21 protein-coding genes, 1 other RNA gene and 2 pseudogenes are annotated in these 24,794 nt (G+C 71.9%); 8 read left to right on the top strand and 16 right to left on the bottom strand.

From position 1 onward, the window contains the following. Positions 1 to 5 precede the first annotated feature (5 nt). The 6 genes from HNR02_RS03600 to rnpB form a co-directional block, all read right to left on the bottom strand. Entirely contained in the window at positions 6 to 2,066 is a 2,061-nt protein-coding gene (locus HNR02_RS03600; protein ID WP_179771796.1) for a magnesium transporter, read from the bottom strand. Continuing rightward, a complete protein-coding gene (locus HNR02_RS03605; RefSeq protein ID WP_179771797.1) occupies positions 2,063 to 4,972 on the bottom strand; it encodes an ATP-binding protein in 2,910 nt (969 codons plus the stop codon). Before HNR02_RS03605 ends, HNR02_RS03600 begins: the two co-directional genes overlap by 4 nt. Before the next feature lie 10 nt (positions 4,973 to 4,982). Then, positions 4,983 to 5,438, bottom strand: coding sequence for a hypothetical protein (locus HNR02_RS03610; protein ID WP_179771798.1), 456 nt, complete (start codon positions 5,436 to 5,438; stop codon positions 4,983 to 4,985). Between the two features lie 18 nt (positions 5,439 to 5,456). Continuing rightward, complete coding sequence (locus HNR02_RS03615) at positions 5,457 to 5,723, bottom strand: hypothetical protein (protein WP_179771799.1); 267 nt, start codon at positions 5,721 to 5,723, stop codon at positions 5,457 to 5,459. A gap of 583 nt (positions 5,724 to 6,306) precedes the next feature. Continuing rightward, positions 6,307 to 7,179: an SCO6745 family protein gene (locus HNR02_RS03620; protein ID WP_179771800.1), complete on the bottom strand. Its 873-nt coding sequence runs from the start codon at positions 7,177 to 7,179 to the stop codon at positions 6,307 to 6,309. A 40-nt stretch (positions 7,180 to 7,219) separates the two neighbouring features. Then, an RNA gene (gene rnpB, locus HNR02_RS03625) (RNase P RNA component class A) lies at positions 7,220 to 7,601 on the bottom strand. Between the two features lie 111 nt (positions 7,602 to 7,712). On the opposite strand from rnpB, the pseudogene HNR02_RS03630 reads away from it, so the two are divergent. Both HNR02_RS03630 and HNR02_RS03635 read left to right on the top strand, forming a co-directional pair. Continuing rightward, positions 7,713 to 8,272: pseudogene (locus tag HNR02_RS03630) on the top strand (LLM class flavin-dependent oxidoreductase); the annotation flags it as partial. A gap of 41 nt (positions 8,273 to 8,313) precedes the next feature. Beyond that, the gene (locus HNR02_RS03635) at positions 8,314 to 9,540 is read left to right on the top strand and encodes an SLC13 family permease (protein ID WP_179771801.1); all 1,227 of its coding nucleotides are present in this window, start codon (positions 8,314 to 8,316) and stop codon (positions 9,538 to 9,540) included. Here the strand turns inward: HNR02_RS03635 and HNR02_RS03640 are convergent. Genes HNR02_RS03640 through HNR02_RS03650 form a run of 3 tightly spaced genes read right to left on the bottom strand, consistent with a single transcriptional unit; the run spans position 9,537 to position 12,169 of the window. Then, a complete protein-coding gene (locus HNR02_RS03640; protein ID WP_179771802.1) occupies positions 9,537 to 10,613 on the bottom strand; it encodes a bifunctional RNase H/acid phosphatase in 1,077 nt (358 codons plus the stop codon). The two genes, HNR02_RS03635 and HNR02_RS03640, sit on opposite strands and share 4 nt — an antisense overlap. Then, positions 10,610 to 11,347, bottom strand: a complete 738-nt coding sequence (locus HNR02_RS03645; RefSeq protein ID WP_179771803.1) for a zinc ribbon domain-containing protein — start codon at positions 11,345 to 11,347, stop codon at positions 10,610 to 10,612. The genes HNR02_RS03640 and HNR02_RS03645 overlap by 4 nt, the downstream gene beginning before the upstream one ends. Before the next feature lie 15 nt (positions 11,348 to 11,362). Continuing rightward, positions 11,363 to 12,169: a Nif3-like dinuclear metal center hexameric protein gene (locus HNR02_RS03650; RefSeq protein WP_179771804.1), complete on the bottom strand. Its 807-nt coding sequence runs from the start codon at positions 12,167 to 12,169 to the stop codon at positions 11,363 to 11,365. Between HNR02_RS03650 and HNR02_RS03655 the strand changes: the two genes are divergently transcribed. From HNR02_RS03655 to HNR02_RS03665, 3 genes and pseudogenes are all read left to right on the top strand, one after another. Next, positions 12,168 to 12,677 (top strand): low molecular weight protein-tyrosine-phosphatase, encoded by a 510-nt coding sequence (locus HNR02_RS03655; protein ID WP_218902634.1) that lies wholly within the window; start codon positions 12,168 to 12,170, stop codon positions 12,675 to 12,677. The genes HNR02_RS03650 and HNR02_RS03655 overlap by 2 nt on opposite strands. A gap of 61 nt (positions 12,678 to 12,738) precedes the next feature. Then, positions 12,739 to 13,599: a fructosamine kinase family protein gene (locus tag HNR02_RS03660; RefSeq protein ID WP_179771806.1), complete on the top strand. Its 861-nt coding sequence runs from the start codon at positions 12,739 to 12,741 to the stop codon at positions 13,597 to 13,599. An 85-nt stretch (positions 13,600 to 13,684) separates the two neighbouring features. Next, positions 13,685 to 14,515: pseudogene (locus HNR02_RS03665) on the top strand (SURF1 family cytochrome oxidase biogenesis protein); the annotation flags it as partial. 148 nt (positions 14,516 to 14,663) lie between these two features. On the opposite strand, the gene HNR02_RS03670 reads toward HNR02_RS03665, so the two are convergent. Then, the gene (locus tag HNR02_RS03670; RefSeq protein WP_179771808.1) at positions 14,664 to 15,596 is read right to left on the bottom strand and encodes a cobalamin biosynthesis protein CobD/CbiB; all 933 of its coding nucleotides are present in this window, start codon (positions 15,594 to 15,596) and stop codon (positions 14,664 to 14,666) included. Between the two features lie 140 nt (positions 15,597 to 15,736). Then, positions 15,737 to 16,405: a FadR/GntR family transcriptional regulator gene (locus HNR02_RS03675; RefSeq protein WP_179775678.1), complete on the bottom strand. Its 669-nt coding sequence runs from the start codon at positions 16,403 to 16,405 to the stop codon at positions 15,737 to 15,739. 130 nt (positions 16,406 to 16,535) lie between these two features. Here HNR02_RS03675 and HNR02_RS03680 point away from each other — a divergent pair, with 130 nt between their 5' ends. Then, positions 16,536 to 17,033, top strand: coding sequence for a gluconokinase (locus tag HNR02_RS03680; RefSeq protein WP_179771809.1), 498 nt, complete (start codon positions 16,536 to 16,538; stop codon positions 17,031 to 17,033). Further along, positions 17,030 to 18,403: a GntT/GntP/DsdX family permease gene (locus HNR02_RS03685; protein WP_179771810.1), complete on the top strand. Its 1,374-nt coding sequence runs from the start codon at positions 17,030 to 17,032 to the stop codon at positions 18,401 to 18,403. The genes HNR02_RS03680 and HNR02_RS03685 overlap by 4 nt, the downstream gene beginning before the upstream one ends. A 39-nt stretch (positions 18,404 to 18,442) precedes the next feature. Here HNR02_RS03685 and nudC read toward each other — a convergent pair whose 3' ends face one another. Genes nudC through HNR02_RS03710 form a run of 5 tightly spaced genes read right to left on the bottom strand, consistent with a single transcriptional unit; the run spans position 18,443 to position 24,006 of the window. Then, positions 18,443 to 19,450 carry an NAD(+) diphosphatase gene (gene nudC, locus HNR02_RS03690; protein WP_179771811.1) on the bottom strand — a complete coding sequence of 336 codons (1,008 nt, stop codon included), beginning with the start codon at positions 19,448 to 19,450 and terminating at the stop codon, positions 18,443 to 18,445. Further along, positions 19,447 to 20,829 (bottom strand): M16 family metallopeptidase, encoded by a 1,383-nt coding sequence (locus HNR02_RS03695; RefSeq protein ID WP_179771812.1) that lies wholly within the window; start codon positions 20,827 to 20,829, stop codon positions 19,447 to 19,449. Before HNR02_RS03695 ends, nudC begins: the two co-directional genes overlap by 4 nt. Continuing rightward, positions 20,826 to 22,112 (bottom strand): M16 family metallopeptidase, encoded by a 1,287-nt coding sequence (locus tag HNR02_RS03700; RefSeq protein WP_246338490.1) that lies wholly within the window; start codon positions 22,110 to 22,112, stop codon positions 20,826 to 20,828. Before HNR02_RS03700 ends, HNR02_RS03695 begins: the two co-directional genes overlap by 4 nt. A gap of 19 nt (positions 22,113 to 22,131) precedes the next feature. Beyond that, positions 22,132 to 23,427, bottom strand: a complete 1,296-nt coding sequence (locus HNR02_RS03705; protein WP_179771814.1) for a DUF2207 domain-containing protein — start codon at positions 23,425 to 23,427, stop codon at positions 22,132 to 22,134. Positions 23,428 to 23,436: 9 nt separating this feature from the next. After that, on the bottom strand, positions 23,437 to 24,006 hold the full coding sequence (locus tag HNR02_RS03710; protein WP_179771815.1) for a TetR/AcrR family transcriptional regulator: 570 nt from the start codon (positions 24,004 to 24,006) through the stop codon (positions 23,437 to 23,439). A 73-nt stretch (positions 24,007 to 24,079) separates the two neighbouring features. On the opposite strand from HNR02_RS03710, the gene HNR02_RS03715 reads away from it, so the two are divergent. Beyond that, a complete protein-coding gene (locus tag HNR02_RS03715; protein WP_179771816.1) occupies positions 24,080 to 24,793 on the top strand; it encodes an SDR family oxidoreductase in 714 nt (237 codons plus the stop codon). Position 24,794: the final 1 nt, after the last annotated feature.

Below are 24,794 nucleotides of genomic sequence, written 5' to 3' on the forward strand. Positions count from 1 at the left end.
CTAGATCACCGCACGATCCGGTCGGTGTCACGGGAGTCGTCCCGCACTTCGAGCCCGCGGGAGGGCCGGTACAACACGTGGACCGGCTTGCCACCGACGAGTTCCTGCCCCGCGCGGCGCGGGGCTGGGCGCTGCGACGGCGTGGCGGCGACACCCGGCCGCGAAATCCGCGACGGCACGACGACGGGGTCGGGTTCGTCCCAGCCCCGGTCGTACACCGGCGAGGTGTCGACCCGCCTGCTGGGCGGCTGCGCGACGGGCGGCGCCCAGCCATCGGAGCGGCGCGTGGTGCCCGGCGGGGCGGAGTAGACGAACGCGTCCGGGTCGGCACCCGCCGGGGCGTAGCCGGAGAGGGCTGGCTGGCTGCTCCCGCCCGCGGGCAGCGCGGCCCGCGTCTGGTTGCCGATGGCGGGGCCACCGCCGGGCCACGGCGCACCGGACCAGGCGGCCGCGGGACGAGCGGCCATCGCACCGGCCCCGTCGAGGCGCTGGGCGTTGGCGAAAACGGTGGCTTCGGGCCGCCCACGCCCGGCCGAGCCGGTCGGGCTGGCGACTTCGCTCTCTTCGCCCTCCTTGACGCTCTCCCAGAACGCGTCCTGCGGCGTGGGCCCCTGCTTGCGGCGGAAGCGGCTGAACAGGCCACCGCTGGGCGCGGGCACGGAGCTGCCCACCATGCCGACGGACATCTCGACCATCTGCCACAGACGGCGCACCGGCCGCCCGACGAGGAAGAGCAGCACCGTCACGAGACCCGCCATGACCATCTGGGTGAGGATCGACAGCGAATTCCCGGCGGCGAAGATCGCCTGCAGGAGCAGGGCGTGCACCCCGGCGAGCACGGAGAGGACGAGCAGGTTGAACCCCACCGCGCCGAGCAGGCGCGCGACGCGCCGGAGAATGTCGTGGTGGACCAGCGCTACCAGGCCGATCAGCGGTGCGGTCAGCACGAACAGCCGGATCAGGACCTGGGCGAGCAGCACGGAAGCCTTGGCCAGCAACTGGAACAGCGCGTAGACAAGGCTCTGGCCGAGCGCGAGGAAGCCGGAACCCGTACGGCTCCCGCCCTCGCCGGTGAAGTACTGGGTCGCCGGGCCGAGTTGCGTGGAAATGTTCTTGTAGGCCGCCTTCTTCTGGTCGACGATCGCCTGATTGGCGTCGTCCCCGTTGCGAATCTGGTTCCAGGTGAAGGCCTGAGCGTCGAGCAGCTGCCGCCCGAACTGCTGTGCCTGCGGCGCGTCCGGCGCGCCGAACTCACCCCGCAACCAGTTGTTGTAGATGACCTGGTTGTACAGGTCGGTTGGCAGGACCTCACGCACGATCCGGTCACCCGAGTTGTCGACGAAACCGGCCTGGATGTTCGTCGAGGTCTGCACGATCGCGCGGTCGATCGGATCGAAGTACTGCAACATCGCCATGGACGAGGCCGCGAGCCACACGGCCCCGAGCGCATACAGCCCGCGTTTGCTCACCGTGGACAGGTCGCCGCGCCAGATGTTGCGGAACATCATGATGGCGAGCACGAGGGCGAACAGGCCGAAGAGCTGCGCGTAGACGTTGTTGTAGACCTTCTCCGCACCCGATTTGACCGCGTTGTAGATCGGGTTGAGGAGACCGCCCTCCATGACCGTGTAGTGCAGGGAGTTGGTGGCACCGACGATGTTCTTGCCAATGTTGAACAGCTGGTTGCCGGCCCAGGTGTCGATGGTGGTGTTCGGGCTGGTGATGCCGCTCAGCGGGCCGCAGTCGGTCTCGTAGACGTTCCAGACCGTGCCGGCGTAGCTGTAGTCCAGGTATCCGCTGCCGTTCTCGCCGTGCCGGGCGGGCGGATCGAGCGCGCCCACCAGACCGGAACCTGGTCGCTCGGGGTTCGGTGCCTCACCGCAGGCCGCTGCTGACGCGGAGGGCGCCATCACCGTGGCCTGCAGACCGACGAGCAGCGCCACGGCCACGAGCGAAGCCCACCGCGACGGTCTCTTGCGCCGACCACCCCGGTTCTTCAACCCCCGCCTCAGCGCGTGCCATCCGGCGGCCACCGCGAGCACGCTCAGGACCGTCAGGAGCGTCATGCGGCGTCCCAGCCGCCGCGTTTGCCCGCGCCCGCGCGTTCGCCGTCCCGCTTGCCCGCGTCGTCATCGGGGCCGCCGGGGACGTCCTCCGACAGGATCTGCTCCTCGGTGAGTCCCACTTCGCGTTCGGCGGCCAGTTCCAGGTCCGGCTCCAGCTCGTCGTCCGGGGGCGGGGCCGGGATGTGCTGCTCCTCGACCGCCGGCTCGGCGTCGCGGGCGTGGGTGTCGGCGGGCAGGGCGTCCTTCGAACCCGGCGTCGTGTCCAGTGCGGCACGCAGGTGCTGCAGATGCGGGCCCGAGAAATCCACCCGGATCCGCTCCACGCCACCGGCACCGTCGCCGAAGATGAACTGCCGCGGCTCGCGGTCGCGCTCCAGACCGCGCTGCGCACCGGGACGGCGGCCCAGCGACGCGACCACCTGCTCGTACCCGACGCCGACCGGCACCTTCAACAGCCGCAGCGCGTCGGCCTGCGCCTCGTCGTCGTCGAGGCGCCCGACGAACACCGAGTCCAACAGCGCCACGAAACCCTGGATCTTCAGGAAGTCCGCCGGGATCTGCGAGGACAGCAGGACACGGACGTTCCACTTCCGCGAGTCACGCGCGAACCGGTTCATCAGCACGCGACCGGTCGGCACCTCGGACAGGAAGAACGCCTCGTCGATCCACACGCCCTTGCGCAGATCCTTCGGCTTCTCGTACACCGACCGCTGGGTCAGCCACGCGGCCAGGTTCAGCATCTCCACACCGAGCGCCTCGGCGTCGGTCCAGTGCTCGCGCCCGACACCGTCCTTGGGCAGCGTCAGCCCGGCCATCGTCAGCACCGTCAGCCGGTCGTCGCGCGTCTCCGAGTACGGGTCGGCGTCGTTCTCCGGGATCAGCAGCGACATGCGCTCGCGCATCTCGTCCAGGAAGTCCGCCACCACCACCGCGTGCTCGTGGTGCTCGCTGGAATCCCGCCGCAGCGCGTCGATCACCTGGCCAGGGTCGGCGTCGTACCGGCCGCCGACCGCCCGCACCGCCCGCAGCAGCACGATCCGGCTCTGCGGCATCCGCGCCACTTCATACGGCAGCACACCGGTCAGCACGTCGAGCACGAGCCGCCGCCGGGTCGCGCCTGCCAGCGCGCGCTCGCGCCGCCACGCCCGCTCCGGGTCCTCCTCGTCCATGAAGTGCTCGAGCAGCGGCTCGGCCACCACGCGGTAGGGGTTGAGAATCCCGGGTTGTGCATTCAGCAAGTTGATGGGCCGCGCGTACGGCCGGATCTCCGGCAGATCGCACAAGCGGGACAGCGGCCCGGACGGGTCCAGCAGCGTCCAGTGCGCGCCCGCGCGCAGCGTCTTGTAGACAATGCCGCCGCCGAGGAACGACTTGCCGCCACCGAGACCGGCCACCATCGCGGTCAGACCGGACCCGTCGCGGATCTCCTGCGCCATCCACGGGTCCCAGGCCACCGGGCGCCGCGTCGCGGTGACGGTCTCGCCGAGCAGGATGCCGCGCCGGTCGCCGACCTCCGCGGTCGCCGTCGGCACCGCGGCCGCCGCCCACACCACCGACCCGCGCCGCATGTACGCGGCCGAGGACAGCTGCTCGCCCGGGATGAACTCCCTGGCCAGCGAGTACTGCGCCTCCGGGTGCTCGATGGCGATCTTCGGCTTGTACAGGTCGAGCAGCTGCTGGGCGTAACGCAGCGCCTCGCGCTCGGTGTCGCCGGACACCGCCAGGCGCCACCACGACCGCACGCGCGTGGCCAGCGCGGTGAAGCCCGACGTCATCTCGTCGTCGATCTCCAGCACCCGGGTGGCCTGCCGCGCCAGCGACTGCGGCGGCTCCAGCTCGTGCTCGTCGGTGTAGTGCTTGACCTGCGAGCGCACCTTGTTCATCTGGCGCTGCAGCTCGCCGGCGACCTCCTCGGGCCTGCGCACGTAGATGCGGGCGGACCACTCCACGTTGGCGGGCAGCCGGTCGGCGTGCTGCATCCACGGGTCGTCGACCTCGGGGATCTGCAGACCGTGCATCTGCCCGACGGTCAGCACCGCGAGGTGCCGCTGCACCCCGGCGTTCGATCCGGTGCGGCCGCGCACGGTCAGGGTCGGGGCGTAGGGGTCGGCGTGGAAGTCCGCCGCGTCGGTGAAGCTGGCCAGATCCTCCGGCTCCCAGGCCGCGCCGGGCACGGCGGGCAGATGCCGGGGCGCGGGCAGGCCCAGCGAGCACGAACGGTGCATCAGCCAGGACATCTCCTCGGCGTGCACCGGGCGGCCCTCCAGACCGGAGGAGCCCATCACCTGGTCCAGGTGCTCGACCTCGGAGTCCAGCGCGGTCAGCTCGGCGTCGACGGCCTCCGGCAGGATCCGGCGCAGCAGCGGCGCGGCGCGCTCCACCGCGCGGTCCACCACGCGCCGGGTCTGCACCTGGACGCCGATGTAGACCTCTTTTTCCGCCATCGACCGGCCGAGAAGCTGCTGCTGCTCACCGATCAGGTAGTCGTCGAACGACAGCGCGCCCGGGGTGTCCGGCGGGCGGCGGACGGCGTTGTGGACGTGCGCCTCGGCCCACATCCGGATCGGATACGGCCGGGTGGTCACGCGCAGGTGCAGCCAGCGGCCCTGCAACTCGGCGTACTGGCCCGCGATCGCGGCGATCAGGTCGCGCCGCTGCGAGTCCGATCGGAACGACCACCGCTGCGGCGCCAGCCGGTACCACGCGTAGACCTCGTTCTCGGTGCGCACCAGGTGGCCGTCGATGGTGCGCAGCGAAATCGACGGGGTGTAGCTGGGGATGGCCTGCTCACCGGGCAACCGGCGGCCGGACTGCGTGCCGGAGGCGCGGCCCGACCGCGGTGGCCACTGCGTGGCACCGCTGGCGTCGGCCTGCTGGGCCTTCCGGCGTCCGCCGCTTCCGAACAACCTCTACCTCCTACCGTGGCGCCGGGGTGCGCGCGCCACGCGGTCGTGCTGTCTGGTGGTGAGGGTGAGCCCCCGCCGCGGCGGGGCGCCGTTTGTGCTTGGGGAGCGGCCGCTCGTGCCGCACGCGGATCTTCGTCGCCGTGACGGCACCGCCCTCCCCGGAGGTCTTCTCGCGAGGCGCCTGCAACTCGCGCAGCCACATCGTCATGACCGCGCCGAGCGGACGCTCGTGACTGATCTTGGCGGTGATCATCCGGGTGATCAAGATCGTGAGGACGAACGCCCACGCCGTGGAGAAGAAGCCGAACCCGAAACCGAGCTGCCGCTCGATCGCGAGGACGACGAGGAAGACCGGGATGCCGACGCCCCAGGCCACGTACCGGGCCCGCCACGGGAACGTCGCCTTCGGCGGGCCGAGCCAGACCGCGTCGACCCGGTAGACCTCGTCATCGGTTCGAATCCGCACGCGCGCTACCCCGCGCCGTCAGCTGGTGAACAAGCCGGCGATCCACTCGCCGACGTTGACGCCGAGCCCGCTCACGGCGAGGCCGACGATCGCGAGCGCGATCACCACACCGGCCAGGCGGCGCATGACCCCGGCGTTGTCGCCCTTGCCGCCTCCGAGCCAGAGCAGCAGCAACGCGACGGCGAGCAGGACCAGCGGGATGATGTTGTCCAGCAGCCACTGCTGGACGCCCCGGGTCTTGATCTCGCCCTGCGCCAGGTGCTGCACAAGTGTCATCATGGTCATCGCGTACTCCAGGTGCGAGGAGTGTGGGTGTCGGGTGGGTCGGCGCGGGGCAGGCCCACGAGGTCGGAAAGTCCGGTCCGGTCTGTCTAGCCCATCATGGCGTCACAAGTTGTGACGGTCAAAGCGCTCTCTGTCGAACGGCAGTCCATTCACACCAGGCACAGTACGGCCACTTCCACTGAACTCGTCGCCCTCCATCATCGTGGCAAGACCGCTCAGGGTTAACCCCCTGCACCCGGATTTCCTAGTGTGGGCAGGGACTCACCCACAGGCGCAGTCGTGCTTCACTCTGGGTGTGCGGTATCGCTCGTCGATGGCGCGGACAACAGTGTGGCATGACCCGATCGGCCGCAGAGCACGTACCCGGGCGTGACGACTTCTCCGCGCGAGTCGATCAGCCGATCCGGCGAACGCGGTCACACAGCGCCCGGGTGGACCCCCGTTGCACTCACCTTGCGTGACCAGAATGCACTTTCGGGCGAACTCGGGTGTAAACGCTCCCTGCGACGGGGGCGCGGCAGGACGCGGTACCCCGATGACGGCTCGTGAGCGCGAACGCGGTCGTGCTCACGAACCGTGACACTCAGGCCTTCGGTGTCGCGAAAACGCCGTCCGGGAAGGCGCCGTTCGCGACCGCGTGACGGGACAGTTCACGGCCCAGCTCGTGCAACCGCCCGGCCTTCTCCGCGCCCAGGTGCCGCCACGGCGCCACCGCGGACGCGTTCGTCTGCTCCTCGACGCTGTCCCGCAGCACCGTGCCCTCCGCCGTGAGGGCGCCGCCGTCGTCGAGCAAGCCCTGCTCGCGCAGGTCCGCGCATCCGGCGTCCCACTGCTCGTCGGACCAACCGCGCGTGGCCTTGGCGGCCGCGACCAGAAAGCCCTTCCCGGTCGCTGTGTAGGTGATCAGCGCCGCCAGCCCGCTCAGGCCGTGTCCGACCAGGGCGGCGATGTGCCCGTCACCGCGGTACTCGCGCAGCAGGGTCACGGCGTGCCAGAACACGAGGTGCGGTTCGGACGGCCAGTCCAGCCCGGCGTGGCCCGCGTACAGCGGACGGCCCTCGGCGGTGCACGCCTCGGTGGCCTCGCGTGCCAGCTCGGCCGCTTCGGCCAGCCGGGAGGAGGTGACCAGCTCGTCGCCCAGCAGGCGGCGCAGCCCGGCGTCCGCGGCGGCGACACGGGCCTCGACGATCCCCGCCGGCCCGGCCAGGCTCCAGGCGCGCGGGATGTACTTGGCGATCAGGTCCGGGTTGAAGTTGTAGAACGTGGCCGCGACGACATCGGCGGTGACCGGTCCCATCGGGGCGGAGCGGCTCGCGAAGTAGCCCATCCGGCCGGGCCGCAGCCCCGCGCCGGTCAGGGCCTGCTCGGCCTCGGGCGCGAAGTAGAGGAACGAGTGCAGCGGTTCGAGCGCGCGGTGGCACCGGTACGCGAGGGCGCGGGCTTCTTCGTGATCCACGACTGCGACCGTAGGCGCTGCGGCTCCGGCGCGGAAGGGGCGGACGAGTTGGCGTGTAAGCCGGATCCTGTCCCGCGGCGAACCGCGGTGGCGGCCATCCATCTAGGCCTGCCGTTGCCGGCAGGCTCGAGCGGCCTACCCGCAGGCATCGGGCGGGCCGCCCTCGATCGCCTGCGCAGGCACCTGACGGCGCCCTCTTGGCCTTGCTCCGGGTGGGGTTTACCGAGCCACCCCGGTCACCCGGGATGCTGGTGGTCTCTTACACCACCGTTTCACCCTTACCCCGGCCGTGCGGCCGGGGCGGTCTGTTTTCTGTGGCACTGTCCCGCGGGTCGCCCCGGGTTGCGGTTAGCAACCACCCTGCCCTGCGGAGTCCGGACTTTCCTCGAGGGGCTGGCCCTCGCGGCCGCCCGGCCAACTCGTCCGCCTGCCCAGGGTAGCCGTTCCCAGCGCGTGGACGTCGATTGCCCCCGCCCGCACCGCGCGGCTGCACTCGGAATCGGCTCGCGTGCCGTCCGAAAACCATTCCGAGACACCGCGAACTGGCCGTGCTCGCGGAGAACAACGGTTCGAGTACGCACGAGTCCACCGGGTTCAGCCTCGCCCTGCTGCTGGCGACGCAGCGGCTCAAGGTGATCGCGGCCGTCCACCCTGGACTGTGGCAGCCGGGGGCGCTCCGAGGAGTTCCAGGGCGGCAATTCGACCGCGGCGCGCCGGCTGGCCGGACGCGTGCCGGACTGGTGTTTCAGCAACGGCACGGACTTCGACGGCTTCAGCGAGCAGGTCGCCGAGGTTCGCGGCGGAGAACGACCGCACCGTCCGGTTCGGGCTCAACGGTTTCGTGATCGCCCGCGACACCGAAGCGCAGGCCCGTGAGGTGCTGCGGGAGATCGTGGACAAGGCCGACGTGCAGGCCGTCGAGGGCTTCCGCTCCGCGGTCAGGCAGGCAGGTCCACTTCGGACGGCAAGGGTAGGTGGGCGGACTCGGAGTTCGCAGATCGCGCGGCGCGTGGTGGAGTACAAGCGGCGCGGGGCGAACCTCCTGCTGCTCGGGTTCCTGCACGCCGCCGAACCCGTGGGAAGTTTCCCGTGACCGGCTGGGTCGTGCGGACCGGCTGGGCCTAATGTGAAGCCATGATCGCGGCGCTGTGCAGCCTCGGCGCACTCGCCGCGGTTCTCGGCTTCGCCACGGTCCGGCCGCGTGGCCTGCCGGAAGCTCTCCTGGCGGTCCCGGCCGCGCTCGTCGTCCTCGCCACCGGCCTCGTCCCGCTCCACGAGGCCCGCGACGAAACGATCACCCTGGCACCGACACTCGGGTTCCTCGCCGCCATCCTCGTGCTCGCCGATGTCACCGACCGGGAAGGCGTCTTCACCTGGCTCGGCACGCGTCTGGCGTCCGCGTGCCGGGGACGGCCGCCGGTGTTGCTCGCCCTCACGTTCGCCGCCGCGGCGGGCACCACGGCGGTGCTCAGCCTCGACGCGACCGTCGTGCTCCTGACGCCTGTCGTGCTGGCCACCACGAAGACGCTCGGCCTGCCCCCGAAGCCGCACGTCTTCGCGTGCGCCCATTTGGCCAACTCCGCCTCGACCCTGTTGCCGGTCTCGAACCTGACCAACCTGCTGGCCTTCGCCGCGTCCGGGCTCACCTTCACCGGCTTCGCCGCGCTGATGGCGTTGCCGTGGCTCGTCACCCTCACGATCGAACTCGCGGTCTTCCTCTGGTTCTTCCGGCGCGACCTCGCCCCTCGACCGACACCACAACCGGACGACGGCCGGCCCGCACCGGTCTTCACGCTGGTCGTCCTGGCCCTCACGCTCGCCGGGTTCGCCACCGGTCAGCTGATCGGGCTCGCCCCGGGCTGGGTGGCCGCCATCGCCGCCGCCGTGCTGGGGGTCCGGGCGCTCGTCCGCCGCGAGACGACGCCGTGGCGGATCGTCGTCGCCGCGAACCCGCTGCTCACACTGTTCGTGCTGGGGCTCGCGGTCGTCGTGCAGTCGGTGTCCGACCACCTGCTCGGCGGCCCGCTCGGCGCGCTGCTCCCGGAGACGGCCGGGTTGCCCGAACTGCTGCTCACCGCGTTCGTCGCCGCCGTGCTGGCCAACGTGCTCAACAACCTGCCCGCGACGCTGATCCTGCTGTCCGTGCTCGGCCCGCACCCGGCCACCGGCGTGCTGCTGGCGGTCCTGCTGGGCGTGAACATCGGCCCGAACGCCACCTACCTCGGCTCGCTGGCGACGCTGCTGTGGCGCCGGGTGCTGGGCCGCGACGCCCCCGGCGTCGGCGAGTTCACCCGGCTCGGCCTCGCAACAGTGCCGGTCAGCCTCGCCGCCGCGACCACCGCGCTGTGGCTCGTGCTCTAACCGAGGTGCGAGATGTCGTTGACCAGGCGCACGGAGGCGTTGCCGTCCGGGTAGAACTCGACGATCGACACCGACGCCAGGTCCAGGTGCAACCGGAACAGCAGTGACGGCCCGGCGTCCAGGCCCAGCCGCAGCAGCGATTTGATCGGCGTGACGTGGCTGACCACGATGATCGTCTGCCCGCCGCGGGCCTCGATCAGCTCGTCGCGTGTCTGCCGGACCCGGCGCAGCACCGCGTCGAAGCTCTCCCCGCCCGGCGCGGGCACCGACGGGTCGCGCAGCCAGCGGCCGTGCAGCGCGGGATCACGCTCCGCGGCCTCGGTGAAGGTCAGTCCTTCCCACTCGCCGAAGTCGGTCTCCAGCAGGCCCGGGTGGGTTTCGACCCGGCTGCCGAGCGCGTCGGCGACGGCCTGCGCGGTCTGCTTCGTCCTGGTCAGCGGGGACGCGACGATCGCCGTGTCGCCACCCAGGTCCGGCAACCCGGCCAGGCGTTTCGCCGCGGCCGCGACCTGCTGCAGGCCGTGCTCGGTCAGCGGCACGTCACCGCGGCCGGAGTAGCGGCGCTCGACCGACATCGCGGTCTGACCGTGCCGCAGCAGCAGCATCTTCGTCGGCGTGCCCTGGGCCCCGGTCCACCTCGCCGGGGAGGTGCGGTCCGGGCCCGGCTTGCCTGCCTGCGTGTCCATGGCTTCGTTGGCCAGCCGGTCGGCGTGGGAGTTCTCGGCGCGCGGAATCCACTCGTAGGTCACGCTCGCGAACCCGGCCGCCAGCTCACGGGCCTGCTCGGCGAGCGGGCGCAGCGCCTCGTGCTTGATCTTCCACCGGCCGGACATCTGCTCGACCACCAGCTTGGAGTCCATCCGCACGGCGACCTCGCTCGCGCCCACGCCGGACGCGGCACGCAGCCCGGCGATCAGGCCCGAGTACTCGGCGACGTTGTTCGTCGCCACGCCCAGACCCTCCTGCCGCTCGGCCAGAACCTCACCGGTGCCGGCGTCGCGGACGAGCGCGCCGTAGCCGGCCGGACCGGGGTTGCCCCGCGAACCGCCGTCGGCCTCGACGACGACCTTCACAGGCCCGACTCCATGGTGCGGACCAGGATCGCGCCGCAGTTCTCGCACTGCACGACCTCGTCCTCCGCGGCGGCCTTGATCTCGGCGACGGTGTTGCGGTCGAACTCCATGTTGCAGGCCAGGCACTTCCGCTGCCGGATCAGCGCGGCGCCGATGTTCTTCTGCGCGCGCACCCGCTCGTACAGCTTGAGCAGGCCCTCCGGGAACCGCGGCAGCAGCTTCGCCCTGTCCTCGTCGCGGCGCGCCTTCGTGGTGTCCAGATCGGTGAGCGTTTCGTCGCGGCGGCGCTCCGCCTCGGCCAGCGTTTCCTGCGTCTTGTCGACCTCGGCGCCGGTGCGCTGCACGTCCAGGCCCAGCGCCTCGCGGCGCTCCATCAGCTCCAGCAGGTCGTCTTCGAGCGCGCTCTGGCGGCGCGCCAGGGTCTCCAGCTCGTGCTGCAGGTCGGCGACCTGCTTGGCGTTGACGCTGCCGCCGTCGATCAGTGTGCGGTCGCGGTCCTCGCGCGCCCGGACGGACTCGATCTCCTTCTCCTGGCGTGCGATCTCGCGGTCCAGGTCCGACGCCGCGGTCTCGTGGCGGATCGCCGTGTCACGCAGCTCGCGCAGGGTCTTCTCGATGCCCTCGATCTCCGCCGTCTCGGGCATGGTGCGGCGGCGGTGCTCGACCCGGGACAGCTCGGCATCCACTTTCGCGAGCTCGAGCAGCTGACGCTGGACGGCTGGCTCTGCCTTCACTGGTACTCCCTCGGTTCACACACGGATGGTCCACGGATCGGTGCGGCGCCCGGACACGTGAACGTCGACGTTACCCGCAAAGGCGGTACGCAGGACCGCCGAGGCTTGACCACACCACGGCCATTCGCTGGCCCAGTGGGTCAGGCCGACCAGAGCGGGCGCGTCCGGCCCGGTCTCCAGGTGCTCCCCTGCGGGGTGATGCCGCAGGTCGGCGGTGACGTAGGCGTCGACCCCCGCGCGCCGGGCCGTCTCCAGAAAACTGTCGCCGGCCCCGCCCGACACCGCGACGGTCCTAATCAGACGGTCCGGGTCGCCCGCGCCGAGAACGCCGGGTTCGGTGCGGGGCAGTGCGGCGGCGACCCGCCGCACGAACGCCGCGAACGGCTCGGGCACGGGCAGCTCCCCGATGCGCCCCAGTCCGGTGCCGCCGTCCGGATGCGGGTCGAGCGGGCGGAGCACCCGCAGCCCGATCGCCTCGGCGAGCGCGTCCGAGACACCGGGGTTCGCCGAGTCGGCATTGGTGTGCGCGCAGTAGAGGGCGATGCCGGCACGGATGAGCCGGTGCACCAGCGCACCCTTCGGAGTGTCCGCAGGCACACCGTGCACGCCGCGCAGCAGCAACGGATGATGCGCGACGACCAGCTGCGCCCCGGCCTCGATCGCCTCGTCGATGGTGTCGGCGACGGGGTCGACGCAGACCAGGACCTTCTCCACCGTCTCGGCGGGATCCCCGCACACGAGACCGACGGCGTCCCAGCTCTCGGCCAGCGCGGGCGGGTAGGCGTCCTCCAGAACGGCGATCACTTCGGCGAGCGCGGGCATGGGGCGATCTTTTCACGTCCGGCAGACTGCGGGTGTGAGTGAGCCGTCCCTGCACCTGTGCTTCGTCTGTTCCGGCAACATCTGCCGCTCCCCGATGGCGGCCGTCGTGTTCCGCGCTCACCTTGAGCGCGCCGGGCTGGCCGACCGGGTGCGTGTCACCAGCGCCGGCACCGGCCCGTGGCACGTCGGCGAGCCCGCCGACGAGCGGGCCCGCGACACGCTGCGCGCGCACGGCTACCGCGCCAAGCACGTGGCCGCCCAGGTCGACGGCGACCACCTGGCCGCGGACCTCCTCCTCGCCGCCGACCAGGGCCACCTCCGCGCGCTGCGCCGCATGGCCGACGACCCCGGCCGGGTCCGGCTGCTGCGCTCGTTCGACCCCACCGCCCCGGCGGACGCCGAAGTGCCCGACCCGTACTACGGCGGCGACGACGGCTTCGACGACGTGCTCGCGATGATCGAGCGCACCGTCCCGGCGCTGCTCGACTGGGTGAACGCGAGACTGTGACCACCCCCACTCGGTCCGATACCGTGCTCAGGATGCGGCCGAACTGGGTATCCGGACTTCGATGAGCGCACGTGAAGCCGTCGAACGACTGCTGGGCGTCTCCGTCACCGGGGTGCGGCGCAGCAGCGGCGCGGTGTGCCTGGTCACGGCGGAGGGCCGCGGCGTTCTCGTCGCCAAGCAGGGCGTCGGGCCGGGCGCCGCCGATGCCGAGGCCGCCGGCCTGCGCTGGCTTGGCGAACACGGCGACGTCCCGGTGCCGCACGTCCACGCCCACGACGACGAGTGGGTGGTGATGGACCATATCCCGCCCACCTACCCCGAGGCGACCGCGGCGGAGGCGTTCGGGCGCGGCCTGGCGCGGCTGCACCTGCGGGGCGCGCCGTCCTACGGTTCGCCCCCGCCGGGCGGCCCGGCCGACGCGTGGATGGGCATCGCGCCGATGCGCAACGAGCCGTGCCCCGACTGGCCGTCCTTCTACGCCGCCCACCGAGTGCTTCCGTACCTGCGGATGTGCGTCGACCAGGGCCTTTACGACGCCGACCAGGCCACGGTGTTCGACCGCCTGTGCGAACGGCTGGACGAGCTGGGCGGCCCGCCCGAGCCGCCGTCCCGTCTGCACGGCGACGCGTGGAGCGGCAACGTCCATTGGGCACGCGAGGGGGTGTGGCTGATCGACCCCGCCGCGCACGGCGGGCACCGCGAGACGGACCTGGCGATGCTGCGGCTGTTCGGGACGCCCCTGCTGGAGCACATCCTCGGCGCGTACGAGGAGGCGGCGAAGGAGTTCGAGTCCCCGCTGGCCGACGGCTGGCAGGACCGCGTCGAGCTGCACCAGGTGTTCCCGCTGCTCATGCACGCCGCTGTCTTCGGCGGCGGGTACGCACGGCAGGCGCTGCAAGCCGCCCGTACGACACTCGGCTGACTGTCCGTCCGGTTCGTCCTGTGACGCCGCACGCTGCGGCGACCTCCCCGCACCGCCCGCCGCGGCGACGGCTTACCGTAGGGGTGTGCGGCTGAAGTTCCTCCTCCGGCCGAGCTGGCTCGCCCTCGTGGTGGGCGTGCTCGCGTTCGCGTTCGCCTGCTTCACGCTGCTGTCCCCGTGGCAGTTCAGCCGCAACGACCAGCGCGAAACCCAGAACAACGCCATCGAAGCCTCGCTCAGCGCCGATCCACGGCCGCTCAACGACGTCCTCCCGCCCGGCGCCGTCCCGGACAGCCGCACCGAATGGACGAACGTCACCATCACCGGCACCTACCTGCCCGCGCACGAGGTCGTCGCGCGCCTGCGGACCGTGCAGGGCCAGCCCGCGTTCGAGGTGCTCACCCCGCTGCGCACCACCGACGGGCAGGTCGTGCTCGTCGACCGCGGCTACCTGCAGCCGGACTCCCGCACCGAGGTGCCGCCCTACGCCGCGCCACCGGACGGCACCGTGACGATCGTCGCGCGGATCCGGCAGGACGAGAACGACCCGAAGAACCGGGACGCCTTCGCCGACGCCTCCACGCACGGCAGGCTGCAGAGCTACGTGGTGGACTCGCGGGTCGTGGCGCGGTCGAGTGGTCTGGACATCCGGCCCGGCTACTTCCAGCTCGACCAGGACCAGCCGGGCGTGCTCGACGCGCTGCCGCTGCCGCAGACCGACGCCGGGCCGTTCTTCTCCTACGCGCTGCAGTGGATCGCGTTCGGGATCATGGCGATCGCGGGCCTGGTGTACTTCACGGTTCGGGAGATGAAGCCCGGCGGCGTGCTCAACGAGATGGCGCAGCGCGAGAAGAACCGGCGCAGGCGGAAGTCGGTCGCCGAAATCCTGGCTGAGGACGATGCAGCGGCGCGCGGCGCCACCGTTGAGGGTGGCGGTGGGCGACGGGCAGACAAGACAGCGGCGCGCAGCGCCACCGTTGAGGGTGGCGGTGGGCGACGGGCAGACAAGACAGCGGCGCGCAGCGCCACCGTTGAGGGTGGCGGTGGGCGACGGGCGGGCGGAGCTAGCGGGACCGCCGGAGACCGAGAAGAGCAGCCAGTACGGCGGAGCTGACCCCGGCCAGCCATCCGACCACCCGGGACAGCTCGACCGCGCGGGTCACGTGCCCGGCGTCCGGGTTGCGGCCGTCGCCGAGCACCGGCAGTTCCTCCACCCCGTGCGGGTACACCGTGCGGCCGCCGAGGCGGATCTCCAGCGCACCGGCGAAGGCCGCCTCCATGCGCCCGGCGTTGCGGCTCGGGTGCGCCCCGGTGTCGCGCCGCCACGCGCGCCACGCCCCGGCCGCCGAACCGCCGACGACCGGTGCGCTCGACACGGTCAGCGTCGCCGCGAAGCGGGTCGGCAGCAGGTTGACCAGGTCGTCCAGGCGCCGCCCGAACCAGCCCGCCGGACGGGTCGGGTCGCCGAGGGTGCGCAGCACCGACACCGTCCGCGCCGCGAGCAGACCGGGCACGCCGGCGACCGCGCCCCAGAACAGCGGTCCGACGACGGCGTCCGCGGTGTGCTGGGCCACCGACTCCACCGACGCGCGGGACAACCCGACCACGTCGAGGTCTTCGGTGCGCCTGCTGTCCAGTTCGGACAGCGTCGCGCGGGCGGCGTCGAGTTCGCCCTCTTCGAGGTCACGGGCCAGCTCGGTGCCGTCGTCGGCGAGACCCGCGCCACCGAGGACGGCCCACGTCGCGACGGCCGTGCCCAAGGCCTGGACGACCGGGCTGCGGCGCGCGGCCCGTTCCGCGAGGAGCCCGGCGAGCACCGCCGACCCGGCCAGCCCGCCGGCGAACGCGACACCCGCGGCGCGGCCTTCGGGAAGCTTGGCGTCCAGGGCCCGGACGGTGCGCGTGAACACGGTGACCGGCCTGCCCCGCTTCGGCTCGCCGATCACCCCGTCCGCCGCCGCCCCCAGCAGCAGTCCGATCGCCCGTGCGGCACTCACTCCGTTGCTCCCCGAGGTCCGAATTGCTTGTCGAAGCGGCGAAGCCGCTTGCTGTGGGCCGTCAGCCCGCACCGCCTCAGGTTCCGCCACCCGCACCGCAAAGCAAGCCACTTCTGACCGGTATTCAGTCCGCCGTCAGGCTACTGGAACTGCTGGGCGACCTCGTCGCGAGCCTGGACCATGATGTCGCGCATGGCGCGCTCGGCCCGGTCGGCGTCGGCCAGGTCGACCGCGCGGGCGACCTCCAGGTGCAGCGCGACGGCCTCCGGCTGCGGCTCGGGCGGCATCAGGCCGTGCTCGGTGCGGCCGGTCAGCACCTGCGCGACCACCTCGGAGAGCTGCCCGAACATCGGGTTGCCGGAGGCCGCGAGCACCAGGTGGTGAAAAGCGATGTCGTGGCCGAGGAAGGCGATGAGGTCGCGGGCGTGTGCGGTGACCTCCAGCCGGGCACCCAGGGCCCGCAGGCGTCCGCGCTCTTCGGGGGTCGCCCGGAGCGCGGCGAACCGGGCCGCGCTGGGTTCGACGGCCCAGCGCAGCTCCATCAGGTTGCGCAGGGCGACCGGGCGTTGCTCACCGTCGAGCTGCCAGCGGATCAACCGGGGGTCGTAGTGGTTCCAGTCGGCGCAGTCCCGCACCGTGACGCCGACGCGCCGCTTGCTGGTGGTCAGCCGCATCGCCTCCAGTGCCCGCACGACCTCGCGGGCCACGGTGCGCGAGGCACCGAAGTTCCGCTGCAGCTCCTCCAGCCGCAGCACCGATCCCGGCGACAGCTCGCCACAGGCGATCGCGGTGCCCACCGCGTCGAGCATGCGTTCGTGCATTCCTTCGGCCACGGTCGTGACGCTAACCCACTGATTCGATTAAGTATTACTTGTGGCTTAAATAAGTAGTACTTTTGCGTTGCACTGATCGAGTGACAGCGAGGTCTGGAGAGAGCCAATGACGGTCATCGTCGTGATGGGTGTGGCCGGGTCGGGCAAGACGACCGTGGGCTCGGCGCTGGCCGGGCGCCTCGGCGTCGTGTACGCCGAAGCCGACCAGTTCCATCCGGCTGCGAACATCGAGAAGATGTCGTCCGGTCACCCGCTGAACGACGAGGACCGGCAGCCGTGGTTGCACGCGATCGCGGCCTGGATCTCCGAGCACCAGGACAGCGGGGGCGTCGTGTCCTCGTCCGCGCTCAAGCGACGCTACCGCGACGTGCTGCGTACCGGCGGCGACGTGTGGTTCCTGCACCTCGACGGTCCGCGGGACATCCTGGCCGAGCGCATGCGCGGGCGGTCCGGGCACTTCATGCCGGTGTCCTTGCTCGACTCCCAGCTCGCCGACCTCGAACCCCTCGAAACCGATGAGCGCGGCATGATCGCCGACATCTCCGAACCCCCCACCGGGATCGTGGACCGCGCGCTCACCGAGCTGGCAAAGGAGCAGCCGTGAGTAACCTCGCCGCCGCATGGACCGGGACCGACACCCGGCTCGTCGTGGCCACCCTGATCGGCATCGCCGTGATCGTGGTGCTGATCAGCAAGGCGCGCATGCACGCCTTCCTGTCCCTGATCATCGGATCGGTCGTGGTCGGCCTGCTGGGCGGACTGCCGGTCGACAAAGTGATCAAGAGTTTTTCCAGCGGGGTCGGCTCGACCGTCGCCTCCGTCGGGCTGCTGATCGCGCTGGGCGCGATGCTCGGCAAGCTGCTTGCCGACTCCGGCGGCGCGGAACAGATCGTCGACACGATCCTGTCCCGCACCTCGTCCAAGGCGCTGCCGTGGGCGATGGCGCTGGTCGCCGCGCTGATCGGGCTGCCGATGTTCTTCGAGATCGGCCTGGTCATGCTGATCCCGGTGGTGCTGCTGGTCGCCAAGCGCAGCCAGAAACCGCTGATGCTGGTCGGCATTCCGGCGCTGGCCGGCCTGTCGGTGCTGCACGGTCTGGTGCCACCACACCCGGGTCCGCTCGCCGCGGCGGGCGCGCTCAACGCGAGCGTCGGCATCGTGCTCGGGCTCGGGCTGCTGGTCGCGATCCCGACGGTGATCATCGCGGGGCCGCTGTTCGGCAGGCTCGCCGCGCACTGGGTGCCGGACGCCAAGGCGCCGGAACACCTGGTCCCGGCCGGCGGTGACGAGGAGGAGGACGTGCGCCGCCCGAGCTTCGGCGCGACGCTGGTGACGGTGCTGCTGCCCGTGGTCCTCATGCTGGGCAAGGCGATCGCGGATATCGTCGCCGACGACGGCAACACGGCCCGGCGCGTCCTCGACTTCATCGGTGACCCGCTGATCGCGCTGCTCGCGGCGGTGCTGCTGGGCATGTTCACGCTGGGCCGCGCCGCCGGTTTCACGCGCGACAAGCTGTCCTCGACGGTCGGCGATTCGCTCGGCCCGATCGCCGGGATCATCCTGATCGTCGCCGCGGGCGGCGGTTTCAAGCAGATCCTGGTCGACGCGGGCGTCGGCAACGTCGTCACGCAGCTGGCCGAAGGGGCCCACATCCCGGCGCTGCTGCTGGGCTGGCTGGTCGCGGTCCTGATCCGGCTCGCCACCGGTTCGGCGACGGTGGCGACGGTGTCCGCGGCCGGGCTGGTGTCCGGTCTGGCGGCCACGATGTCGCCGACCGAAGCGGCACTGCTGGTGCTCGCGATCGGCGCGGGATCGCTGTTCTTCTCGCACGTCAACGACGCCGGGTTCTGGCTGGTGAAGGAGTACTTCGGGCTCAGCGTCGGTCAGACCATCCGGAGCTGGTCGCTGATGGAGACGGTGATCTCGGTGGTCGCGATCGTGATCATCCTGCCGCTGGGCGCGCTGCTGGCGTGAGCACGGAGGCGACGTGGACCGGCCGGGTCCACGTCGCCTTCAGCCACGGTCGGCGTAGGCCCAGGCTTCCAGCATCACGCGGGCGATCGACGAATTGCCCGGAAGCTGCAGTTCCCCCGCGCCGTCCAGCATCGGCACCGGGCTGCCGTTCGCCTCGAACGCCGCCCGCACGTCGGCGCGCGGCACCCACAGTGCTTCCTCGATCTCGCCGTCCGCCGGGATCAGTGCGCGGGACGCGTCGGCCCGCGCGGTGAAACCCAGCATGATCGAGCGCGGGAACGGCCAGGGCTGGCTGCCCAGGTACCGCACGTCGTGGACGTCGGCACCGACCTCTTCGCGGATCTCCCGCACACAGCAGCCTTCGAGCGACTCGCCCGCCTCGACGAACCCGGCCAGCACCGAGTACCGCCCCGGCGGCCACACCGGCTGGCGCGCGAGCAGGACCTGCTCGCCGTTGACGCCCTCGTCGTCGTGCACCAGGCAGATGATCGCCGGATCGGTGCGCGGGTACTCCTCGCGACCGCACGCCTCGCACTTCGACGCCCACCCGAACTGCACCAGGTGCGTCGGGCTGCCGTCGCGCACGCAGTGACGCGCCTGCCGGTGCCACACGCGCAGCGCCTGCGCCGTGGTGAACAGCCCGGCCGCGGTGTCGTCGAGCTGGTCACCGTGCGCGCGCAGGGTGACCCACAGCTCGCCGTCGGCCAGCGGCGCCTCCTCGGCGACGCCCCAGCTGCCGGGGACCTCGACGATCTCCGCATCGCCGTCCGGCTCGCCCGGCACCGTCCAGTAGTCGACGCCCTGCCACTCGCCGAGGAACGCCGCCTCGGCGGGCGGTTCCGCGCCGAACGTCAGCGCCTTGCGGGTGGCCAGCACCGGCTCTCCGCGACGGACCGGCGTACGCAACTGCTTGTCCAGCAGCATGACCTGGGCGTCGGACCACCGCGACCGCAGGCGCTCGGGGTTGGTACGCAACGTCTCCTGACGATCCACAGTGGACCGGGAGAGTGTCGGCAGACGGCTCAGCGTGAACGGAACGACGCTCACTTGCCGGGCTCCCCCACCACGAATCCGCCCAGCGCCGTCAGTTGTGGTGCGAGGATCTGCGCGTCGCCGACCACCACACCGGTGAACCGGGCGGGCGCGAAGAACTCCAGCGCGGCCCGCGCGACGTCGTCGACCGTGACCTCGGCCAGCCGCGCCGGATGCTCGGCCAGCCACTCCTCGCCGAGGCCCGCGGCGGTCAGCGCGGCGAGCTGGCTGGCCAGGCCCGCCTGCGAGGACGTCGCGGTGAGCAGCGACCCGATGGCGTACTGGCGGACCGATTCGACCTCATCGGCCGTCGGCGGCACGACCCCGAGCCTGCCCAGCTCGTAGCGGGTCTCCAGCAGCGCCGCCGCGGTGACCTCGTTCGCGGTGTCCGCGTCGACTCCGACCGTGGCGGTCGGGCCGGTGAACTCGAACCCGGAGTGCGCGCTGTAGGTGTAACCCTTGTCCTCGCGGATGTTCTCCACCAGCCGGGACGAGAAGTACCCGCCGTAGGTGAGGTTCGCGAGCTGCAGCGCGGCATAGCGCGGATCCGTGCGCGGCAGGGACTGCGCGATGAGCCGGATCTGCGACTGCACCGCGCCCGCGCGCGGCACCAGCAGCACGTCACCGCCCGCGACCTCGGGCAGACCGGGCATGCCGATCGCATCCCGGTCGGAGGCCCAGCCGGACAACGCGCGCTCGACGTCGCCGACGATCCGCTCCGGGTCGATGTCGCCCACGACCACCAGCACCGAACCACGCGGAAGCACCGACGCGGCGTGCAGGGCGCGCACCGCCTCCGGCGTCACCCGCTCGACATCGGCTGCCTGCGGGACCTCCCGCGTGGCCGGGTGGTCACCGTAGACGTGCGTGAGCAGCGCTTCGCGCGCGATCACCCGCGGCTGCGTGCGGGACACGGCCAGCCGCTCGACCAGCCGTCCCGACTCCCGCCCGACCTCGTCGTCCACATAGGACGCGGCGGTGAGCGCGTCGGCCAGCACGTCCAGCAGGGTCGGCAGCCCGGAGGCCAGCGCGTTGCCCGCGATGGTCAGCCGCTCCGGGTCGACCACGGTGCTCAGCTCGCCGCCGATCAGCGCCAGCTCGGTGTCGATCGCGACGCGGTCGCGCCGCGCGGTACCGGTCAGGATGGTCTCGGCGAGCACCTCCGCGGTGGCCGCGTGCAGCGGCTCGCCGCCACCGAACGGGATGCGCAAGCGCAGCTCGACCAGCGGCACCGTCGCCTTGCGGACCGCGAGCAGCCGCAGCCCGTTGGACAACACGGTGTCCACATGCGACAGATTGGCGGCCGCGGTCTGGCCGCCCAGCTCCGGAACCGGGCGGGGTCCGGTGGCGGTGCGGCCGATCTCCTCGGCACTGCGGTGTCCGGCGGTAGTCACTTCGCTCCCCCTTCGGGCTCGACCAGCAGGACCGCGCGCGAGTCCGGCCGCAGCGCCTTGGCGGCGGCGGCCACGTCCTCGGCGGTGACGGCGGCCATCCGCTCCGGCAGCCGGTTCACCAGCGACGGGTCCCCGTAGAGCAGTTCGAACGCGCCCAGCGACAGCGTCCGGGACATCAGCCTGTCGTGCTCGGCGTGCAGGCTCGCGCTCCAGCGCGCGGTCACCTTCGCCAGTTCCCGCGCGTCCGGCGGCGTGGCCGCCACCCTCTCCAGCTCCTCGTCCACCGCGGTGAGCACCCGGTCGGCGGGCACGTCCGGCGAGTGGATCGCGGTGATCGAGAAGGTGTCCGGGTCACGCGCCTCGAACGGGCCGAACAGGCCCGCGCCCGCCCCGATGTCGGTGACCAGCGGCTCGCGGTGCACCAGGCGCTGCTGCAGCCGGGACCCGTCACCGTCGCTCAGCACACCCGCGAGCACCAGGTGGGCGAGGTAGCCGTCGAGCTCGCCCACCGGATCCGGCATGCGGTAGCCGATGGCCAGCGCCGGAAGCGGCGCGTGCGGGTCGGTGTGGGTGCCGCGGATCTCGCCGGAGGGCGGCGGCTCGGCGAACGAGCGCTTCGGCGGCGCCGGGCGGTGCGGCACGTCACCGAAGTGCTTTCCGATCAGCTCGCGCGCGCGGTCCGGCTCGAAGTCACCGGCCACCGTGAGCACCGCGTTGGCGGGCGAGTAAAAGGTGTCGAAGAAGGCGGCGCAGTCGTCCAGGCTCGCCTGCTCCAGATCGGTGAAGTCGCCGTACCCGTTGTGCGCGTTGGGGAACGTCTGGTACAGCACCGGCGGCAGGAGGATCCAGGGGAACCCGCCGTAGGGCCGGTTCAGCACGTTGAGGCGGATCTCCTCCTTGACCACGTCGATCTGGTTGGCGAGGTTCTCCCGCGTCAGCTTCGGCGCGCGCATGCGGTCCGCTTCCAGGAACAGCGCCCGCTCCAGCGCCGCCGAGGGCAGGACCTCGTAGTAGTCGGTGTAGTCCGGGTGGGTCGAGCCGTTGAAGGTGCCGCCGCTGGACTGCACGATCTTGAAGTGCGCGAGCTTCTCCAGGCTCTCGCTGCCCTGGAACATCAGGTGCTCGAACAGGTGGGCGAACCCGGTGCGCCCCTCCGGTTCGGAGCGGAAGCCCACGTCGTAGTGCACGGCGACACCGACGACCGGAGCGGTCGGGTCCGGCGCGAGCACGACTCGCAAGCCGTTGTCCAGGGTGAACCGGGAGGTCCGGGAAATCTCCGCCATGCGCCCCACCATACGGCCCTCAGCCGGTGCGGGTCCGGCGGCGGTCCCGCAGCGCGACGAGGAATTCACCGAGGGCGAACGCGGTGGCGGGCACCGGTCGGCCGAGGGCGAGCGCGTAGGGCGCGAAGCGTTCCGTCGCGGGCAGTTCGGCCGGGTCCGCGAGGCGGCGGAGGAGCGTCCGGCCGCGACGGGTGGTCGACGGCAGGAACCGCGCGCCCAGGGCCAGCGCCGCGCCCGCGAGCGTGAGGACGACGCCGAGCTGCGCGTAGCCGACGGTGAGCGCGAGGACGATCGTGAGGAACAACCCGTAGCAGACGATCCGGATTCCGGCGCGGCGCGCGCGTCCGGGCGACCGGAGCCAGCCGCGGCGGATCGCGTCGCGTTCGACGGCGTCGCCGGGGGCTTCGCCGTCGAGGACCCGGCGCTCGAACCCGGTGAGCTGGTCGTCGGCGTCGTGGAGTCGTTCGCCCGCGGGGCCGAGATAGCCGCGGACGGCCAGGTCGACGGCGGTGACGGCCTCCGCGTCTTCGTTGCGCAGCAGGGCGATGTGCCCTGGCAGGACACCGTCCGGTGTCGCGAACGGCTCGGCGGTGAACCCGGACGGCAGCGGCTCGCCCTCGCGACGGGTGCGCCACAGCGCCGCCATCCCGGCGAGGAGGAGAAGCCCGAAGGCGAACCAGCCCGCGGCGACCGGCGCGGTGAAGACGAACGCACCGGCGAGGGTTCGCGCGGGCTCCAGCCGGGCGTTGGCCGCAACGGTGCCCGGCGGAAGGTCGACCGCGATGTGCAGTCGCCCGCCGGTATCGAGGCGTTGCGCGGAGAAGCGGGTGAGGCCGGTCTGGTCGTTCTGGGCGGCCGTGCACGCGTCACACCGGACGCCGACGGCGATGCGGGGCGCGGCGAAGCTCGCGCGGACGAGGGTGAGCGCGGCGTTCCAGCCGGTGAGCTGCCAGCTGACTTCGAGGTGGTCACCGACGTTCCGGACGACACCGTCCACTGTGTACCGGATGGTGGTGGTGCCGCGGACGGTGACGCGGACGGCGTCGCCGGTCTGCTCCGCCGTGCCGGCCCCCTCGATGGCGAGGTCCCGGATCGAGTAGACGCGCTCGCGGTTGCGCGCGCTGGGCACGCGGAGCGGGATCGTGCGCGTGGCGGGCTCGGAGACCGAGACCGCCTCGGCGACCGACAGCGAGCCGTCGCGCTGCAGCTTCATCTCGATCTCGGCGCTGTCCGGCAACGTCGGCAGCGGCGGCTCCTGCGCATCGGCGGTGCCGGTGGTGACCAGCACCAGCAGCAGCGCGCACAGCCATCGCACCCGCGCAGGTTACCGGGCGAGCAGGCGCGCGACGGCGGCGGTGATCTCGGCGGCCAGCCGGTCGTCGACGGGCGCGTGACGGCTCAGCAGCCGGTACCACATCGTGCCGAACGCGAAGTCGACGACGAGCGGGAGCGGGACGTTCTCGGCCAGCTCACCCGCCTCGACGCCGTCCAGGAGGATGTCACGCAGCACGTCGCGGCGCGGACCGATCACGGTGCCCTGCAAGCGGTCCGACAGTCCGGGGTCGTCCTGGGCGTCGGCCATCAGCCCGACCAGGGCGGGGCCGGTGCTTTCGTGTGTGAGCTCGAAGGTGCGCGCCAGGATCCGCTCGACGTCGCGGAGGGTGTCGCCCGTCCGGCGGTCCAGGCCGGGCTCGCGTTCGCGGAGCTCGATGAGGGCGTCGAGCAGCACCTGGGCGCGATCGGGCCACCAGCGGTACACGGTCTGTCTGCCGACGCCCGCCTCGTCCGCGATCGCCTTGATCGTGACCTGCCGGTAGCCGTCGCGGTGGCAGATGCGCAGTGCCGTGTCCAGGATCGCGCGCCGGGCCTCTTCGCTGCGGGGACGTCCTCTCATGCGGCGCACTTTACAAGACACAGTGCCTCGTATATATTTTCGATGCACAGTGTCTCGGAAATAGGAGAAGATCGTGACCGAACGAGCCGTGATCCTGGGTGGCACCTCCGGCATCGGCCTGGCGACCGCGCACCGGATGGTCGACAGCGGGCGGGAGGTGATCATCACCGGGCGGTCCGCGGGCAAGCTGGAGACCGCGCTCGGCAAGCTGGGCGGTTCGGCGCGGGGCTCGCTCGTCGACGCCCGTGACTACACGGCGCTGCAGGAGTTCTTCGCGTCGACCGGACCCGTGGACCACGTGGTCGTCACGGTCACCGGAGCGCCCGGCACCCGCGCGTTCGCCGACCTGACCATGGACGGCCTGCGCGAGGGCGTCGACGGGAAGCTGGTCCCGCACACCGCGGCGGCACGCGCGGCGCTCCCGGTACTGCGTGGTTCGCTGACCTTCGTGTCCGCCGCCTCCGCCGGTGCCGCGATGCCCGGGACGGCCGCACTGGCCGCGGTGAACGCCGGCATCGAGGCGATGGTGCCGGTGCTGGCGGTGGAACTGGCGCCGGTGCGGGTCAACGCCGTCTCGCCGGGCGTGATCGACACGGCGTGGTGGGACTTCCTGGACGCCGACGCCAAGGCGCAAACGTTCGCGGGCATCGCGGCCGGGTTGCCCGCGGGCCGGGTGGGCACCGCGGACGACATCGCCTCGGCGATCGCGTTCCTGGCGGACAACACGTTCACGACCGGCATCGTGTTGCGCGTGGACGGCGGCGGACGGCTGGGGTCGGCGGCGTGAC

Source organism: Amycolatopsis endophytica (assembly GCF_013410405.1).
Classification (GTDB): Bacteria; Actinomycetota; Actinomycetes; order Mycobacteriales; family Pseudonocardiaceae; genus Amycolatopsis_E; species Amycolatopsis_E endophytica.